Annotated in this window: 12 protein-coding genes; 8 read left to right on the top strand and 4 right to left on the bottom strand. The window is 73.3% G+C overall.

From position 1 onward, the window contains the following. Positions 1-40 precede the first annotated feature (40 nt). Positions 41-1,528 carry a family 43 glycosylhydrolase gene (locus ABFX46_RS22575; RefSeq protein WP_346044906.1) on the top strand — a complete coding sequence of 496 codons (1,488 nt, stop codon included), beginning with the start codon at positions 41-43 and terminating at the stop codon, positions 1,526-1,528. Here ABFX46_RS22575 and ABFX46_RS22570 read toward each other — a convergent pair. Genes ABFX46_RS22570 through ABFX46_RS22555 form a run of 4 tightly spaced genes read right to left on the bottom strand, consistent with a single transcriptional unit; the run spans position 1,510 to position 6,647 of the window. Continuing rightward, a complete protein-coding gene (locus ABFX46_RS22570) occupies positions 1,510-3,162 on the bottom strand; it encodes a glycosyltransferase family 39 protein (protein WP_346044904.1) in 1,653 nt (550 codons plus the stop codon). The genes ABFX46_RS22575 and ABFX46_RS22570 overlap by 19 nt on opposite strands. Then, the gene (locus tag ABFX46_RS22565) at positions 3,143-4,096 is read right to left on the bottom strand and encodes a glycosyltransferase (RefSeq protein WP_346044903.1); all 954 of its coding nucleotides are present in this window, start codon (positions 4,094-4,096) and stop codon (positions 3,143-3,145) included. The genes ABFX46_RS22570 and ABFX46_RS22565 overlap by 20 nt, the downstream gene beginning before the upstream one ends. Beyond that, positions 4,093-5,289, bottom strand: a complete 1,197-nt coding sequence (locus ABFX46_RS22560) for a hypothetical protein (RefSeq protein WP_346044901.1) — start codon at positions 5,287-5,289, stop codon at positions 4,093-4,095. The genes ABFX46_RS22565 and ABFX46_RS22560 overlap by 4 nt, the downstream gene beginning before the upstream one ends. 8 nt (positions 5,290-5,297) lie before the next feature. Further along, positions 5,298-6,647, bottom strand: coding sequence for a hypothetical protein (locus tag ABFX46_RS22555; RefSeq protein ID WP_346044899.1), 1,350 nt, complete (start codon positions 6,645-6,647; stop codon positions 5,298-5,300). Positions 6,648-6,779: 132 nt separating this feature from the next. Here ABFX46_RS22555 and glf point away from each other — a divergent pair, with 132 nt between their 5' ends. Genes glf through ABFX46_RS22520 form a run of 7 tightly spaced genes read left to right on the top strand, consistent with a single transcriptional unit; the run spans position 6,780 to position 16,434 of the window. Further along, on the top strand, positions 6,780-7,949 hold the full coding sequence (gene glf, locus ABFX46_RS22550; protein WP_346044897.1) for a UDP-galactopyranose mutase: 1,170 nt from the start codon (positions 6,780-6,782) through the stop codon (positions 7,947-7,949). Continuing rightward, positions 7,946-10,024, top strand: a complete 2,079-nt coding sequence (locus ABFX46_RS22545) for a glycosyltransferase (protein WP_346044896.1) — start codon at positions 7,946-7,948, stop codon at positions 10,022-10,024. Before glf ends, ABFX46_RS22545 begins: the two co-directional genes overlap by 4 nt. Beyond that, complete coding sequence (locus ABFX46_RS22540) at positions 10,021-10,890, top strand: ABC transporter permease (RefSeq protein WP_346044894.1); 870 nt, start codon at positions 10,021-10,023, stop codon at positions 10,888-10,890. The genes ABFX46_RS22545 and ABFX46_RS22540 overlap by 4 nt, the downstream gene beginning before the upstream one ends. Positions 10,891-10,893: 3 nt before the next feature. After that, a complete protein-coding gene (locus ABFX46_RS22535; RefSeq protein ID WP_346044892.1) occupies positions 10,894-11,745 on the top strand; it encodes an ABC transporter ATP-binding protein in 852 nt (283 codons plus the stop codon). Positions 11,746-11,800: 55 nt separating this feature from the next. Next, the gene (locus tag ABFX46_RS22530; protein WP_346044890.1) at positions 11,801-14,464 is read left to right on the top strand and encodes an HAD family hydrolase; all 2,664 of its coding nucleotides are present in this window, start codon (positions 11,801-11,803) and stop codon (positions 14,462-14,464) included. Continuing rightward, positions 14,451-15,542, top strand: coding sequence for a class I SAM-dependent methyltransferase (locus ABFX46_RS22525; protein ID WP_346044888.1), 1,092 nt, complete (start codon positions 14,451-14,453; stop codon positions 15,540-15,542). The genes ABFX46_RS22530 and ABFX46_RS22525 overlap by 14 nt, the downstream gene beginning before the upstream one ends. 1 nt (position 15,543) lies before the next feature. Continuing rightward, positions 15,544-16,434 (top strand): class I SAM-dependent methyltransferase, encoded by an 891-nt coding sequence (locus ABFX46_RS22520; protein ID WP_346044886.1) that lies wholly within the window; start codon positions 15,544-15,546, stop codon positions 16,432-16,434. Positions 16,435-16,458: the final 24 nt, after the last annotated feature.

Here is a 16,458-nt window from a genome sequence, read left to right as displayed (position 1 = left end):
TTCGCCGTGCCCGCGGTCTGTTGGCATGATGCCGGATGGGATGAGGAGACCTGGCGGGGACCTGCAGGCGCTCGCGCCCCTGCTGCCGCTGCTGGCCGGGGCCGCGATCAGCGCCGTGATCGCGCTGGTCATCGGGCTGGCCGTGTCCTGCCTGCCCTCCTCCGACGCGACGGCCGCGCGCCCCTCACCGGGGGCCGCGCACGGCTCCGGCAAGCCGGCGAAGCCGCCGCCGCCGAGCCCGGCCGGATCCCCGGTGCCGATCGACCCGCCCGGCTACTCGCCGGTCAAGCCGGTGATCGCCGGGTCGTTCGCCGACCCGACCGTCATCAAGGCCGCCGGGACGTACTTCGCCTACGGCACCAACAACGCCGACGCGACGATGCCCGTCGCCACCGCTCCGACCCCGACCGGGCCGTGGACCCCCTCGCCCGGCGACGGCCTCGCCCGGCTCCCCGCGTGGGCCGCCGAGGGCTGGACGTGGGCGCCCGAGGTCGTCCCGCCGCAGGGCGGGTCCCGGTCGTACGTGCTGTACTTCTCCGCCCGCCGCAAGGACGGCGACCAGCAGTGCATCGGGGTGGCGACCGCCTCCTCCCCGGCCGGGCCGTTCGTCCCGATGGAGGGCGATCCGCTGGTGTGCCCGCTGGACCTGGGCGGCGCGATCGACCCGGCGTCCTACATCGAGAAGGACGGGACGCGCTACCTGCTCTACAAGAGCGATGAGCGCCGGACGGCGGCGATCTACCTGGTCAGGATGAGTCCGGACGGGCTGCGCCCGGCGGGCCCGCCGAAGCGGATCATGGGCCGCGCCGCGGACGAGCCCGTCCTGGTGGAGGCGCCCGACCTCGTCCGCCGCGGCGACTCCTACGTGCTGCTCTACGCGGCGGGCTGGTACTTCCAGTCGAACTACCAGACCCGCTACGCGGTGGCGTCCGCCATCGGGGGGCCGTACCGGAAGGGCGGGCCGATCCAGTCGACCGGCCAGTACGGCGGGCAGGTCGACGGGCCGGGCAGCGCCGACGTGCTCAGCGACGAGACGGGCGACTACCTGGTCTTCCACGGCATCCTGGACCGCCACGGCGGCTCCCGGGTGACCCGCGGCATGTACGTCGCCCGGCTCGGCTGGGACGGCGCGCGTCCCGTCGTGCGCGGGGTGCCCGTCCGCTACGAGGCGGAGCGCGGGCGGCTGAACGGCTGCGTCTCCGTGCTGGCGCGGCCCCACGCCTCCGGCGGGCGCGCCATCGGCCCGTTCGCCCAGGACGGCTGCCGCGTGGACGTCCCGGTCTTCGCACCCGCCGCTGGGAAGTACACGGTCCGGACCCAGTACGCGAACCGCTCCGGGACCGACTCCTACCTGGAGCTCTTCGCGAACGGGACCGTCGCGACGTCCCTGCGGCTCCGCCCGACGAAGGGCGCCGGCTGGGCGTCCGTCTCGGCGGAGGTGAAGCTGGCCGCCGGGTGGAACACCCTCAGCCTGCGCCGACTCGGCGGGCAGGGCCAGGGGCAGGTCGACTACCTCGACGTCCGGTAGGGGCCGGTCCGCACGTACAGGACGAGCCAGCCGCCCGTGTACGTCCACCTGCCGACCTGCCGCCAGGGCCCGCCCGCCTGCACGGCCCGCTCACGGCGCTGGATGACCGGGTTGCCCAGGTCGAGGTGCTGGTGGCTCATCACCCACACCCGGTCGATGCGGGCGAGCTTCGGCGGCAGGTCGCGCGGGTACACGTCGCGGCCCTTGAGGTTGGCGGCCCTCACCGGGTCGATGCGCTGGTCGACGTCGCGGAGCCGTCCGAAGACGTCGGGGTAGGCCGCCGCGCTCCACCGCACGACGCCCGCGAGGTACACGATGGCGTCGCCCGGCCGCGCGTGGTCGCGGATGACGTCCGCGGCCTTCTCCATGTCCTCCGGGCGGCTTCCCTGCTCCCGGATGAACATGTGGTCCTGGATGGACGGGGTGACGAGCGCGACCAGGGCCACCGCCATCACCGCGGCCTGGTCGGCGCGGCGCCCGGCGGCGGCGAGGACCCGGGCCAGCCCCGCGCCGACGAGCAGCGCCATCGCGGGCAGGCAGTAGGTCGTGTACCGGAAGAAGAAGACCGGGTCGCTCACGAGCGAGACGGCCACCAGCAGCACGGTCGGCAGCACGAGCCAGGGCAGGGCCACGGCCGGCAGCGAGACCGTTCCGGGCGACAGCAGGGCGATCGGGCGGCCCCGCCGCACCCGGACGTCGGCGATCACGCCGATCACCGACAGCGTCACCACCAGCCAGACGATCGCCCGGCCGCCGCTGAAGAACTGCAACTGCGACCAGGCGACGTCCCAGGTCGGCTTCGGCAGCCACTCGACCTGCAGCTTCTGGTTCCGGGCGGCGAGCGCGAACGGCACCAGCGGCGCCGCGGCCAGTACGGCGGAGACCGTCCAGCGGACCCAGACCCCGGCCCTCGGGCGGATCAGCAGGAGCGTGGTGCCGTGCGCCGCCAGCAGCAGGGCGCCGTGCAGGTGCAGGAACCCCAGCAGCGCGATCGCGGCGGCGTAGCCCGCGAACCAGGGCCACGGGCGCCGCTCGTCTCGGTCCACGGCCCGGACGAGCAGGTAGGTCGCGAGCACCGCGACCGCGGCCGTCATCGCGTAGGAGCGGCCCTCCTGCGCCCAACGGGAGGTCTGCAGGGCGACCGCCCACGCCAGCCCGGCGAGGACCCCGGCGGCAGTGCCGAGGCAGCGGCGGCCGATGACCGTGATCCCCGCGGCGGCGGCCGCCATCGCGAGCGCGCTCGGCAGCCGCAGCGCGACCGCGCTCGTCCCGAACACCGCCACCCACGGCTTCATCACCATGTAGTAGAGGGCGTGGACGAGGTCGAGATGGTCGAAGACGCGCAGCATCTCCCCGTACGACCGGGTCGTCATGCTGATCGTGGCGGCCTCGTCGAGCCAGAGCGACGGGTTCCCGATGCCGATGAGGGTGATCGCGAGGGTCAGCGCGGCGGGGACCAGCGGCAGGGTCCAGGGCGCGGTCGGACGCCACCGGGGCGCGTCCGCGGGGGCCACGGCGTCCGTGCGGGCCGTGGCGTCCGTGCGGGCCGGGCCGCCGGCACCGGCCGGGGGCGGTCCGGGCGCTTCGCCGTCCGGCCGGCCGTGCCGTTCCGTCTCATGGGGCGTCGCCGTCATGCTGGGGGACCTCGACTCCGATTTCGCGCAGCAGCGCTGGGGTGGGTTGCGGGCGGCGGGTGAACCCGTCCTTGAGCCCGCGGAGCATGGCGCGGCGCAGGACCGTCCGGTCCGATGATCCCGCGAAGGTGCGGGCCCAGCGCCGCAGGGTGGAACCGGCGTACAGGGCGCGTTCGGCCGGCGCCAGCCCCCGGCTGCCGGTGAACAGCCAGATCTTGTTGCGGACCTCGAAGAAGAAGCGGTCGCCGGGGTCGGCGTCCGCGCCGCCGAAGCCGCGCGTCTTGTGCACGACGACGCTGTCCGGGCAGAGCAGGCCGCGCCGGCCGCGCAGCAGCCGGGTGGTGAACTCGAAGTCGTCGTTCCACAGGAAGTAGTCGGCGACCGGCAGCCCGCGCTCCCGCACGGCGGCCGCGTCGACCAGCACGGAGACGAACGACGCGGAGCGGATCGGGACGCAGCCGGCCGCGTCCGCGACGCGGGACTCGGCGGCCGTGGCGCGGGGCTTGCGGCGCGGCGTGTTCATCGGGTGGTCGCGGCCGTCGGTCCACACGACGCGGCTCGCGACCAGCGCGGGCGGGCCGTCGTCCGCGGTGGCCCTCGCGCGGGCCGCGAGCAGTTCGCCGAGCGCGTCGGGGCGCGGCACCGTGTCGTCGTCCAGCAGCCAGACCAGCCCGGCGCCGCCGCCCAGGGCGCGGGCCAGCCCGGCGCTGAACCCGCCCGCCCCGCCGATGTTGCGGGGCAGCACCAGCAGGTCGGCGTCCGGGAAGCGCTCCGTGACCATCGCGGCGGTGCCGTCGGACGAGGCGTTGTCGACCACGATGGTCCGGTCCGGCGGGCGCCGCTGGGCGGCGAGCGCGGACAGGGCCTCGCCGAGGAGGTCCCGCCGGTCGTGGGTGACGACCACCGCCGCGACCGGGCCCGGGCCGGGCGTCACCGGCCGCGCCTGCCGGTCGCGCGGCGGGCGGCACGCTGCAGGGCCGGGGACGGATCGGCCGCGGTCTCGATGAGCTCCCGCAGGTTCTCCCGGACGCCGGCCAACTCGCTGTGCAGGTGCGCGAGCCCGATCCGCTCGTCGGCCGCCGCGAGCTCCGCCAGGAGGTGCGCCACGACCCCGACGGACGCGGTCGCGATCAGCTCGTCCGGGACGTCGCCCGGAAGGAGGCCGGGTCCGGGCTCGCGGGACGTGGTCAGCTCGGCGAGGTCGCCGGCCACGGCATAGCCGGAGGCGCGCAGCGACGCGGTGATCTCCCGCGTCTTCGCCGCCGCCCACTCCGCGTGCCGGGCGGGCAGGCGCATCCGCGTCCGGCCGTCGCCCGCGGCGCGGGCGCGGTCGACGAGGTGCTCGCGGACCACGCGCTCGTAGTCCTCGCCCAGCGCGGGGCCGATCCGCTCGTTCAGCCGGCGCAGCAGCTCCGCGTCGACCGCCGACAGCGGCTCGTCCGCCGGTATCCCGTCGGTGTCGCACACACCGCCGCCGATCCCGGTCACCTCGCGGAACCGGTCCCACGGCACCCCGGCGGGGCCGCCGGGCGGCGGAATCGTCAGCACGTGGACGCGCTCCTTCGGCACCGCCGACTCCCACGCGGCGAGCACCCGCACGGGGTCGTGCTGCCCCCAGAACATCTCCCCGTACGGTTCCGGCGCGTCGATGCCCCGCTTGACCAGGTCGTCGACGAAGCGCTCGAACGTGATGGTGTGGGCGTGCCGGATCTGCTCCTGCCAGTCGAGGATCAGCTGCCAGCCGAGGTCGCGGGTGGCGAACACCACGTGCACCTCGGCCGGCTCCAGGGACGCCACCGCCCGCTCGACCTGCCGCTCGGTCGCGCCCGCCAGCAGCCCCTGCGAGAAGACGACCGCCGGGCCGTCCCAGTCGCGGGCGCGCTCGGCCATCCGCTCCCAGGCGCCGTCCCAGCTCGGGTCGCGGCGGCCGCCCCAGCTCATCTCGCGCAGGTCCATCACGGCACCGAAGTGCTCCTGCGGCCCGGCGATCGGGTAGCAGACGCCGGCGTCGGCGAGGCGCCGCCGGTTGCCCCACAGCGCCCGGTGGAGGAAGGCCGTTCCGGCGGCGGGCGCACCGATGTGCAGATATACCGACTTGGCGGGCTTGTCGGGCCGCCGCTCGTCCATCCGCGGGTTCACCTCGCAGTCGTTTCAGTGCTCGTTTCAGTGCTCGTCCCGGTCTCGGACGGCGCCGCCCTGCCCTGCACCCTCCGGTAGGCGCCGCCGAGGCGGCGCACGGCCGGGTACCGTTCGCGCGCGCTGCGTGCGGCGCGCTCGACGAGCGGGGCGGCGTCGCGCGCCAGCCGGCCGGTGGTCTCCGCCAGGCCGGCCGACTCGCGCCGCAGCAGCCCGACCCGGTCGCGGACCGGCATGCCGGCGCCGGGCACGGACGCGGCGTGCTCCTGCCTCTGCTGGACGCGCCGCAGCAGCGCCGCGATGGCATCGATGCCCGCGTCCGCCATCTCCGTCCAGCGCGGGTCGGCCGGATCGGGGGCGGGCGCCGTCCCGAGCGCGGGGCCGGATGCGGCCATCGGCATCAGCTCGTACAGGTCGCCCACCACGTGGTAGCCGGCCGCGCGCAGCCCCTCGACCGTCTCGATGGCCCGCTCGGTCGCCCACGGCAGGTGCTCGGCGGGCAGCTCGATCCTGACCGGACCCGGCCGCCCGGCCAGCACGTGCTGCGCGAGGAAGAGCTTCACCTCGTCGTTGTAGACCTGCCAGCCGATCCGCTCGGTGAGCGCCGCGTTGAGCTGGAGCAGGAACTGGGTCTCGGTCAGGCCCAGCGACGCGTTGGCGTACGTGCCGGAGAGGTCGGCGTCGTCCGGGGCGAGCCCGGTGGCCGCGCAGAAGCGCCGCCAGAGCAGGTCGCGCGGTGCGCCGGGCCGGGGCAGCGTGACGACGTGGACGCGTTCGGGCGGCAGGTCCGCTCCCCAGCGCCCGAGCACCGCGACCGGGTCCTGGAGGCCCCAGAACAGCCGCGCGCTCTCGAACGTCCGCCAGTTGCGCCGCCGGAGGGCGGCCACGAACTCGGTGAACGACGTGGCGAACCGGTTCTTGACGTCCTCCTGCCAGTGCGCCGGGATCTGCCGGCCGAGGTCGCGCGCGGTGAACACCACGTGGACGTCGGCGAAATCGAGGTCGGCCATGGCCTGCCGGACGTAGGCGGGCCGGGCCGGGGCGAGGAGCTCCTGCGAGATGATCGCGGTGCCGGGCCAGTCGCGGATCTCGTCCACCAGATCCCGCCAGGCGCCGCGCGTCCTCGGGTCGGACGCCTCGCGGAAGAACGTCCGGCGCAGGTCGAAGGCCGCCCTGACGTGGGCGGAGAAGTCCGCGCCGGGGTAGAGGACGCCCTGCTCGCGCAGCCGGGCGCGGTTGTGCCACAGCACCTGCTGGAGGAACGTCGTCCCGGACTTGGCGGCTCCGACGTGCAGGAAGACCACCGGGCGCGTGCCGCGCGACGTGCGGCCAGGAGTGGACGAGACCACCGCGATCCTTGGGAGCCCTGCCTTGGTGCCGATGAAATCCCCGGTATCTTAGCCGCGATCCGTACGTATCGACCGGCCGGTGCCGTAGTGCGGCCCGGTCCTCTGCTCCCCGCACGGGATGGACACCGTCCAGTGAACGTTGATCTCGTGGTGGCCGGTTCCGGGTTCTTCGGGCTCACGGTCGCCGAACGCTGCGCGGCCCGGCTCGGCCTGCGCGTGCTCGTCCTCGACCGGCGCGACCACATCGGCGGCAACGCCTACAGCGAGGCCGAGCCGGAGACGGGCATCGAGATCCACCGCTACGGCGCGCACCTGTTCCACACCTCCAACGAGCGGGTGTGGGAGTACGCCAACCGGTTCACCGCCTTCACCGGCTACCGGCACCAGGTGTACTCGACGTTCAAGGGCCGGGTGTACCCGATGCCGATCAATCTCGGCACGATCTGCACGTTCTTCGGCAGGGTCTTCAGCCCGGACGAGGCGCGGGCGCTGATCGCCGGCCAGGCCGCCGAGGTGTCGGACCCGGCCAACCTGGAGGAGAAGGCGATCTCGCTGATCGGGCGCCCCCTGTACGAGGCGTTCATCCGCGGCTACACCGCCAAGCAGTGGCAGACCGACCCGCGCGACCTGCCCGCCGAGATCATCACCCGGCTCCCGGTGCGGTACACCTTCGACAACCGGTACTTCAACGACGTCCACGAGGGGCTTCCGGTCGACGGCTACACCGCCTGGCTGGAGCGGATGGCCGACCACCCGAACATCGAGGTCCGGCTGAACACCGACTTCCTCGACCTGCGCGACGACATCGTCGGCAACGTGCCCGTCGTCTACACCGGGCCGCTGGACCACTACTTCGGCTACGCCGAGGGCGAGTTGGGCTGGCGGACGCTCGACTTCGAGCTGAGCGTCGAGCCGACCGGCGACTTCCAGGGCACCCCGGTGATGAACTACGCGGACGAGGACGTCCCCTACACCCGGATCCACGAGTTCCGGCACTTCCATCCCGAGCGCGACGGCCATCCGCCCGACAGAACGGTGATCATGCGCGAGTACTCGCGGGCCGCGGGACGGGGAGACGAGCCGTACTACCCGGTGAACACCGCCGCCGACCGCGCCCGCCTGCTCGCCTACCGCGACCTGGCGAAGGGCGAGCACGGGGTCCTCTTCGGCGGGCGGCTCGGCACGTACCGGTACCTCGACATGCACATGGCGATCGCGAGCGCGCTCAGCATGGTCGACAACAGACTGCGTCCCCATTTCGCCGAGGGTTCGCGTCTCATAAGCGGAGGTGTGGACGAGTGAGTGAACCCGCCGCGGCGACGGCCGAGGACGAGACCCCCCGCCGAGCGCGCGTCCTGCAGCGCGTCGTGATGCCGGTCGACCGCGACCTCGACGTCCTCAAGCTGTACGTGGAGGGCGAGATCGCCCGGGGGGCCGAGGCCCTTGCCGCCGAGACCGAGGTGGAGGCCGGGCCCGCCGCCGCCGTGGGGCGGCGCAGCGTCGTGGTCCCCGTCGGGCGGCGCGCCTCCTTCGCCACCTACTTCAACGCGTTCCCCGCCAGCTACTGGCGGCGCTGGACGCGCGTGGAGGAGGTGACGCTGCGGGTCCGGATGCGCGGCCAGGGCACCGTCATCGTCTACCGGTCCAGCGCGAAGGGCCACGTGCAGCGCGTCGCCTCCGCGCGGTTCGACTCCGGTGCCTCCCGGGAGGAGACGTTCCGGCTGCCGCTGCTCCCGTTCATCGACGGCGGCTGGTACTGGATGGACGTCCTGGCCGGCGAGGGCAACGCCGTCCTCGAACGGGCCGACTGGTGCGCGGACCTCGACGCGGCGGGGGACGTCCGGCAGGGCCGGGTGAGCCTCGGCATCACCACGTTCAACCGCCCGGACTTCTGCGTGGACCAGCTCGTCGCGCTGGCCGCCGCGCCCGAGGTGCTGGACGTGGTCGACGCCGTCTACGTCGTCGACCAGGGCACCGACCGGGTGCGCGACGACGCGGGCTACGCGGGGGCTGCCGACGCGCTCGGCGCCAAGCTGCATGTCATCGAGCAGGGCAACCTGGGCGGATCCGGAGGCTTCTCCCGGGCGATGGACGAGACGGTCGCGGCCGGCGCCAGCGACTACGTCCTGCTCCTCGACGACGACGTGGTCACCGAGACCGAGGGCATCCTCCGCGCGGTCGCGTTCGCCGACTTCGCCCGCACGCCGACGATCGTGGGCGGGCACATGTTCAACCTGTTCGTCCGCTCGCAGTTGCACGCCTACGGCGAGACGATCGCGCGGTACCGCTGGTGGTGGGAGGAGGCCCCGCACACCAAGCGCGAACACGACTTCGCGCTGCCGCCCATCCGGAACCCGTACCCGGCCCTCAACGCGGACCCGCGGAAGCGCACCAGTTCGGGGAGCCTGCGCGAGACCAAGTGGCTGCACCGGCGCGTCGACGTCGACTACAACGGCTGGTGGATGTGCCTGATCCCCACCGACGTCGTGCGCAAGATCGGCCTGTCCATGCCGATGTTCATCAAGTGGGACGACGCCGAGTACTGCGTCCGCGCGGGTGAGGCCGGCTTCCCGACCGTGTCGCTGCCGGGCATGGCGGCGTGGCACGTCCCGTGGCAGGACAAGGACGACGGCATCGACTGGCAGGCGTACTTCCACGAGCGGAACCGGCTCGTCACCGCGCTGATGCACTCGCCCTACGAGCGCGGCGGGAACCTCCTCAAGGAGAGCTTCATCATCTCGGTGAAGCACGCGCTCGCCATGCAGTACTCGACCGCCGAGTTGATGCTGTCGGCGATCGAGGACGTGCTGAGCGGCCCGGAGCACATGCACGCCGGGATCGCGGCCAAGCTGCCGGAGATCATGGCGTTCCGGAAGGAGTTCCCCGACGCGCGCAACCGCGTCAGCCACGAGGAGTTCCCGCAGGTGCGGCGGGACCGGCCGCCCAAGCGGGGACGCGCGTTCAAGCCGCCGCGCGGCAAGGTGAACGTGCTGGCGAGCGCGATGCTCGGCACCGTCAAGCAGCTGCGCCCGGTGGACCCCGCCGCCCGGGGCAACCCGCAGCTGGTGGTGCCGCACATCGACCGGCACTGGAGCCTGCTGTCGCAGGTCGACAGCGCGCTGGTCTCCTCCGCCGACGGCACGAAGGTGGCCTGGTACCAGCGCGACCCGGAGCGCTTCAAGAGGCTGCTCGCGCGGACGTCGCTGCTGCACGCCCGGCTCGGCCGGGAATGGCCGGAGCTCAGCCGGCGGTACCGGGCGGCCATGGCCGAGATCGCCTCCCCGGAGGCGTGGCGCGCCACCTTCGAGGCGGCCGGACCCCGTACTCCGGGTTCCGGTGCCTCGGGTTCCGAGGAGTCCGGGGGCGGGCCGGGATGACCACCGCGCCGATCCGCGCCGACGACGGCCTCCGGGCGCCCGGGGCCGGCGGCGGGCTGCGCCGGACCTTCCAGAACAGGTATCTGCTGCGGCTCCTGGTGCGTCGCGAGCTGCGGGCCCGGTACAAGGGCTCGCTGCTCGGGCTCGGCTGGTCCTACGTGCGGCCCGCCGTGCACTTCGCCGTCTACTTCTACGTCATCGGCGTGTTCCTCGGCATGGACCGGCAGATCGACGACTTCCCCGTCTACCTGTTCGCGGGCATGGTCCTGGTCAACCTGTTCACCGAGACGCTGCACTCGGCGACCCGGTCGGTCACCGGCAACGCCGCGCTCGTCCGCAAGGTGTTCCTGCCCCGGGAGATGTTCCCGGCGGCGTCGGCGCTGGTCTCGCTGGTCCATTTCCTGCCCGGCTTCCTGATCCTGCTGGGCGGGGCGGTCGCCGCCGGGTGGCGGCCCTCGCCGGCGGGCATCGGCGCCGCCGTCCTCGGGTTCACGATCATCGTCGTCCTCGGGTTCGGCGTCGGACTGCTGTGCGCGGCGGTGAACGTGTTCTTCCGCGACCTGGAGCAGGCGGTCGACATCTCGATGATCGTCATCACCTGGTCGGTGCCGATGATCTACCCGTGGACGCACGTCCAGACCCACGCGCCCGGCTGGGTGCTGGACGTCTACCTCGCCAACCCGCTCGTCAGCGCGGTGTCCCTGTTCCAGCGGGCGTTCTGGTACCCCGGAGCGGACGGCGGGTTCGCGTTCCCGCCCGACCTCTACGCCCGCGCGTGCGAGTCCCTCGCCGTGAGCGTGCTGGTGTTCATCGCCGGGCACGCGGCGTTCGCCCGCATGCAGAAGCGTTTCGCGCAGGAGCTGTAGCCGTTGACCCCCTCACCGCCGACGCCGTCCTCGCCCGGCCCGTCCCCGTCCGCGCCGTCCATCGTCATCGACCGCGTGACGAAGAACTTCACGCTGCGGCACGCGCGCTCGATCAAGGAGATGAGCGTCCGCGCGCTGCGGCGGCAGAGCCTGTCGGACCGCTTCCGCGCGCTGGACGAGGTGAGCGTCACCATCGACCAGGGCGAGACCGTGGCGCTGATGGGGCTGAACGGGTCGGGCAAGAGCACCCTGCTGAAGCTCATCTCGGGGGTCATGCAGCCGGACGAGGGGTCGGTGCGCGTCCGCGGCCGCGTCGCCGGCCTGATCGACGTGGGCGCCGGGCTGCACCCGGAGCTGACCGGCCGGGAGAACGTCTTCCTCAACGGCGCGATCCTCGGCATGTCCCGCGCGGAGGTCCTCCGGAAGTTCGACGCGATCGTCGAGTTCTCCGGCGTCGAGCGCTTCCTGGACGACCAGGTGAAGTTCTACTCGTCCGGCATGTTCATGCGGCTGGCGTTCTCGATCGCGGCGCACACCGAGCCGGACGTGTTCCTCATCGACGAGGTGCTGGCGGTCGGCGACCCGCCGTTCCGGGAGAAGTGCCTGGACCGCATCCGGGAGCTGCGCGGCGAGGGCCGCACCATGGTCGTCGTCGCGCACGACATCAAGATGCTCGTCGGGCTGTGCGACCGCGGCATCACGATGCGGCAGGGCCGGGTGATCTTCGACGGGGACACCGAGGAGGCCGGCCGGCTGGTCCGCGAGGACCGTGCGGCCCGCCGTGCCGCCGCGGCGCTCGCGGACCGTCCGGCCGCCGCCGGAACGCGGACTGCGTCGGGAGAAAGCGGTGGATAAGGTGACCCGTGCCCCGGCCGAGGGCCGGCCGGGGGCCAGGGGGAAGGGTGCGGCGTTGACCAAGCAGGAACACGGCTGCCCGTTGCTCGACGACGTGCACCGGATCATCGCCGACCGGGCCTGCTCCGTGCTGTCCCTGGACGTCTTCGACACCGTGCTCTGGCGCCGGGTGCCGCGGCCGGTGGACGTCTTCGGCCTGCTCGCTCCGCGGCTGCGGGACGCGGGTCTGTGCCCGCCGTGGGTGACCGGCGCGACCCTCCGCCGGATGCGGATCGCCGCCGAGGACACGGCCCGCGGCGGCCGCGACGCCCTCGGCACCGAGGTGTCCCTGTTCGACATCTGGCGCGCCATGCCCGACGGGATCTTCGGCACGGCTCCGCTCGAGCAGCTCGTCGAGGCCGAGATGGGGCTGGAACGCGAGCTGACCGTCGTGGACCTGGACATCGCCGAGGTCGTCAGGGCCGCTCGGAAGCAGGACATCCAGGTCGTCCTGGTGTCCGACACGTACTTCACCGAGGACCAGCTCGCCCGGCTCCTCGACCGCCCCGAGCTGGGCCCGCTGGACGACGTCCGGATCTTCCGGTCCAACCAGCACGGCGCGGACAAGGCGTCCGGCCTGTGGGAGATCGTGCTGCGGGACCTCGGCCGCAGCCCGGAGCAGGTCGTGCACATCGGCGACCACGAGATCGCCGACCACGAGGTGCCCGGCGGGCTCGGCGTCCGGACGGTGCACTACCGGCGCCTCGACGACGCCTGCCTGGACGTGCTGAAGCGGGAAAAGGAGCCGGTCGGCCGGCTCGAGGACCACGCGCCCGATCTGGACGACCGGTACGGCGACTTCGGCCTCACCAGTCTGCGCGCCAAGGCCGTCCACTCGGGCGTCCCGTTCAGCACCTCGGCGCTGGACGTCGCGTGGCGGTACGGCGCCGGGGTCCTCGGCCCGGTGCTCACCGGGTTCGCCGAGTGGGCGGCGTGGAAGGCGCACGAGGCCGGGACGCGCAGGCTGTGGTGCTCGATGCGCGAAGGGGAGCTGCTCTCCGCGCTCATCAACCGGGCCGCCGAGGCGCGCGGCTGGGACGTCGTGGCCGCGCCCGTGTGGCTGTCGCGGTTCGTGACGTCGCTGGCCGGGCTCGACCCGCACGACACCGACGCGGTGCACGCCTTCATCCGCACCGGCTACCGGCTGACCGTCCGGCAGGCGCTGGCCGTCCTCGAACTGCGGCCCGGCGACGTGCCCGGCGTCGCCGTCGAGCTGGACACCGTCATCGACAACGGCGACATCGCCGACCGGGTCGCCCGCGCGCTCACCGAGACGCCGCACCTGTGCAACCGGCTCGCGGTGACCGTCACCGCCGTCCGCGAACGCATGATCAAGTCGCTGCGGGCCGCCGGTGCGCTCGACGATCCGGAGCTGACCCTCGTCGACCTCGGCTGGGGCGGCACGATCCAGCGGCAGCTCGCCCGGGCGCTGGAGATCGCCCGCATCGACGCACGGGTGTCCGGGCTCTACCTGGCCACCGACGACCGGTCGGAGCGGGTGTACCTGGCGGGGCTGCGCGCCGAGGGCTACCTCGCGCAGGCGGGGCATCCGGCGCGCGTCGCCCGGACCGTGACCCGCAGCCCGGAGATCGTGGAGCAGTGCGTCAACGCGCTGTGCGGGTCGCTGATCGGGTTCACCGAGGAGGGCGAGCCGGTCCTCGGCGACGCGTCCGACTCGCCGTCGCAGAACGCCGAGCGCCGCACCGTCCAGGACGGCGTGTTCGCGTTCCAGCACATGTGGAGCAGGTACGTCGCGGCGTCCGGCGGCGCGTGGCCGGACCTGGCCCGCCCGCAGGCGGCGCGCGACCGGCTGGCGCGGATCCTGGTGGCCGCGCTGGAGGCGCCCACGGCGGACGAGGCGGCCGTCTTCGGCAACTGGACCCACGAGGACAACTTCGGCTCCTCCCAGGTCACGACCCTGCTGCCCGCCGACCTGAGGCCCGCCGTCCCGTACCTGTCGCCGGGCGACCTCGACGACCTGCACATGCGGGACTCGTTCTGGCCCGCGCTGATCGCCGCGTCCGACACCGGGCTCGGGGCCATGGCCAGGGCCGTCGCCGACGGTGCGATCGCCCCGGAGGCGTTCGACCCGGCCGGCGAGCCGTACGAGACGCGGCTGCGGTACCGGACGGCCGACGACCGGTGGCACGACCCGATCCGCCGCCGCGTCAGGATCAACCACAACGGGCTGTCCTTCGCCCGGATCGACTTCGAGCACCACGACACTGTCGACATCTCCCTCGCGATCCCGGGCCGTCCGGCGATCGTCCGGGTCGACTGGATCGAGGCCAGGGTCATCGCCGGGGGGCGACGCCGCGAGCGGGTGCTGCGCTGGGACAAGCCGGAGGACTTCGTCGGCCTCCACTACGCGGACTGCCGCTACCTCGGCGGCAACCTCATGGAGTTCGACACCTCCTACGCGGCGGTGTGGCTCCCGCTGGCCCGCCGCGCGGGGACGCCCACGGTGTCGTCCGCGCAGGTCACGATCGCGTTCGCGATGCTCCCGCAGTCGGCGACCGGGCTGGCGCCGCGGATGCCGGTCGACCGCATGGCGGAACGGGCGGCGCGCGCGGCCCGGCTGACCGGGCGGATGCGCGAGGAGTACCGGACGGCCGGCGTCAGGGGCGTCGCCGCCGGCGCCAGGCGAGTGGCGAGGAGGAAGCTCGGTGACGACCGCTGACCGAGGGGCCGCCGTGGTCGGTTCCCCCGACGATCCGCACGCCCAGGCCCGCGCCGCCCGGGAGCAGCCGCTGCTGCTGCACTCGATGTCGGTGTTCCGGGAACTCTTCGCGCTGCTCTTCGACTGCCGCGAGATCCGGACGGTGGTCGAGGTCGGGGTTGAGTCCGGGCAGGTCAGCTCCCTGTACGCCGACCTCGGCGCGACCGTCCACTGCGTCGAACCGGCCCCGGGCGACGACCTCCGGGCCGTCCTGGACGGCGACCCCCGGCTGAACCTGGTGGAGGGGCGCTCCCCGGCGGTGCTCGCCGACCTGCCGGTGGCCGACATGTACGTCCTCGACGGCGACCACAACTACGCGGTGGTCCGCGCCGAACTCGCATGGATCATGAAGAACGCCCCCGACGCGGTGGTCGTCATGAACGACGTGCTGTGGCCGTGCGGGCGCCGCGACTTCTACTACCAGCCGTCACCGCTGGCGCCGGCGGACGTCCACCCCGACACGGCCGACGGACCGACCGTCTGGCACGACGACGTCACCCCGGCCGGGTTCATCGGCGACGGCGTGTTCAGCGTGGCGGCGCAGGCGGGCGGCGAGCGCAACGGCGTCCTCACCGCCGTCGAGGACGCGCTGTCCGAGACGGGCGACCGGCGCTTCGCGATCGTCCCCGCCGTCTTCGGCTTCGGGGTCATGGCCAGGACGGGCGCGCCCGGCGCCGACGAGATCTTCGAGGCGCTGCGGCCGTACACGTCCTCCGGACTCCTCGCGGCCATGGAGAACAACCGGATCGCGCTCTACACCCGCATCCTGCAGCTCCAGTACGAGGCGGAGGCCCGCGCCGACGACGCGAACCGGCTGGCGGAGACCATCACCGCGCAGCGGCGGGAACTCGCCGAACTGCGCTCCGAACTCGCGCGGGCGCAGGCCGAGAACGCCGCCCGCCGGCAGGAGGCGGAGGGCATGCGCACGGAGCTGGCCCGGGCGGCGGCCCCGCCGGAGCCGGACGAGGAACTGGGCGCGGCCGTGTCGCAGCTGGGACGGGCGCTCTCCGCACGCATCCGCCGGAACCCGAGGATCTGACATGACGGACTACATCGCGACCGTGGCGATGCACCAGCCCACGTGGGGCGCGTTCCTCGACCCCGACCCGGGCCTGGCGGACGTGGAGCGCCCGCATGAGGCGCTGAACATCCCGATCCGAGGCGGGCACCACGCCGACCTGAAGGCGTTCGCCGGTCGGAACACCGTGTTCGACCGCACCGCCGACCGGATCGCGGGCCTCGACCTGGTCTACGAGGACCAGTGCAGCGCCTACCACTACTTCGACCTGTTCCGCCAGGCCGAACGGTGCCACCTGGAGCTGACGAGGCTGATCGACGTGGGCGTCTTCATGGGCGGCTCCGCGGCGATCCTCGCCGGATGCGTCGAGCCGATGGGACTGGAACTCGATCTCGTCGACGTCAACGACGCCTACCTGCGGTTCACCCACGAGAGGCTGCGGCGGCTGTTCCCCCGCGCCATGAACCGCGTCCGGATGTTCCACGGCGACCTGCCCACCTACGTCGCGAACGTGCTGCTCGCCGAGCCGCAGACGCGCGCCCTCGTCCACCAGGACAGTGCGCACGCCTTCGACCAGGTCGTCAAGGACCTCAGTTCGCTCTACTTCGCCCGGGACCGGGTGCATGGGCTCGCGATCCAGGGGACCCATCTCCGCGGCGACATCGCGCACCTCAACTTCGTGGACGCCGCCGTCCACGCCGTGTTCGGCGTCGGCGTGAAGTACGAGGCCCTGGGCGCGCGCTACCCGCAGGACGCGCCGGTCACGCACCCCAACCAGTGGGACGGCAACTACTTCCTGGCCGACACCCCCGAAGGCATGTACATCCCGTTCGAGACCGCGGAGTGGAAGTACCCCCACCCGACGATGGAACTGGACGCCTTCCTCCCCGTGAAGACCACCCCTACCGCCTAGACCGGGCGTCGGCCGCCGGGAGGG

Origin of the sequence: Actinomadura chokoriensis, from assembly GCF_039529475.1 — a bacterium.
GTDB lineage: Bacteria > Actinomycetota > Actinomycetes > Streptosporangiales > Streptosporangiaceae > Spirillospora > Spirillospora bangladeshensis.
Note: the sequence above shows the minus strand (reverse complement) of the source record. Positions and strands in the feature narration are given on the sequence as shown.

Coding starts and splice junctions, on each gene's coding strand:
- ABFX46_RS22560 (WP_346044901.1), bottom strand. CDS start 5,289: ATGGACGAGCGGCGGCCCGACAAGCCCGCCAAGTCGGTATATCTGCAC.
- ABFX46_RS22570 (WP_346044904.1), bottom strand. CDS start 3,162: ATGACGGCGACGCCCCATGAGACGGAACGGCACGGCCGGCCGGACGGC.
- ABFX46_RS22520 (WP_346044886.1), top strand. CDS start 15,544: ATGACGGACTACATCGCGACCGTGGCGATGCACCAGCCCACGTGGGGC.
- ABFX46_RS22575 (WP_346044906.1), top strand. CDS start 41: ATGAGGAGACCTGGCGGGGACCTGCAGGCGCTCGCGCCCCTGCTGCCG.
- ABFX46_RS22540 (WP_346044894.1), top strand. CDS start 10,021: ATGACCACCGCGCCGATCCGCGCCGACGACGGCCTCCGGGCGCCCGGG.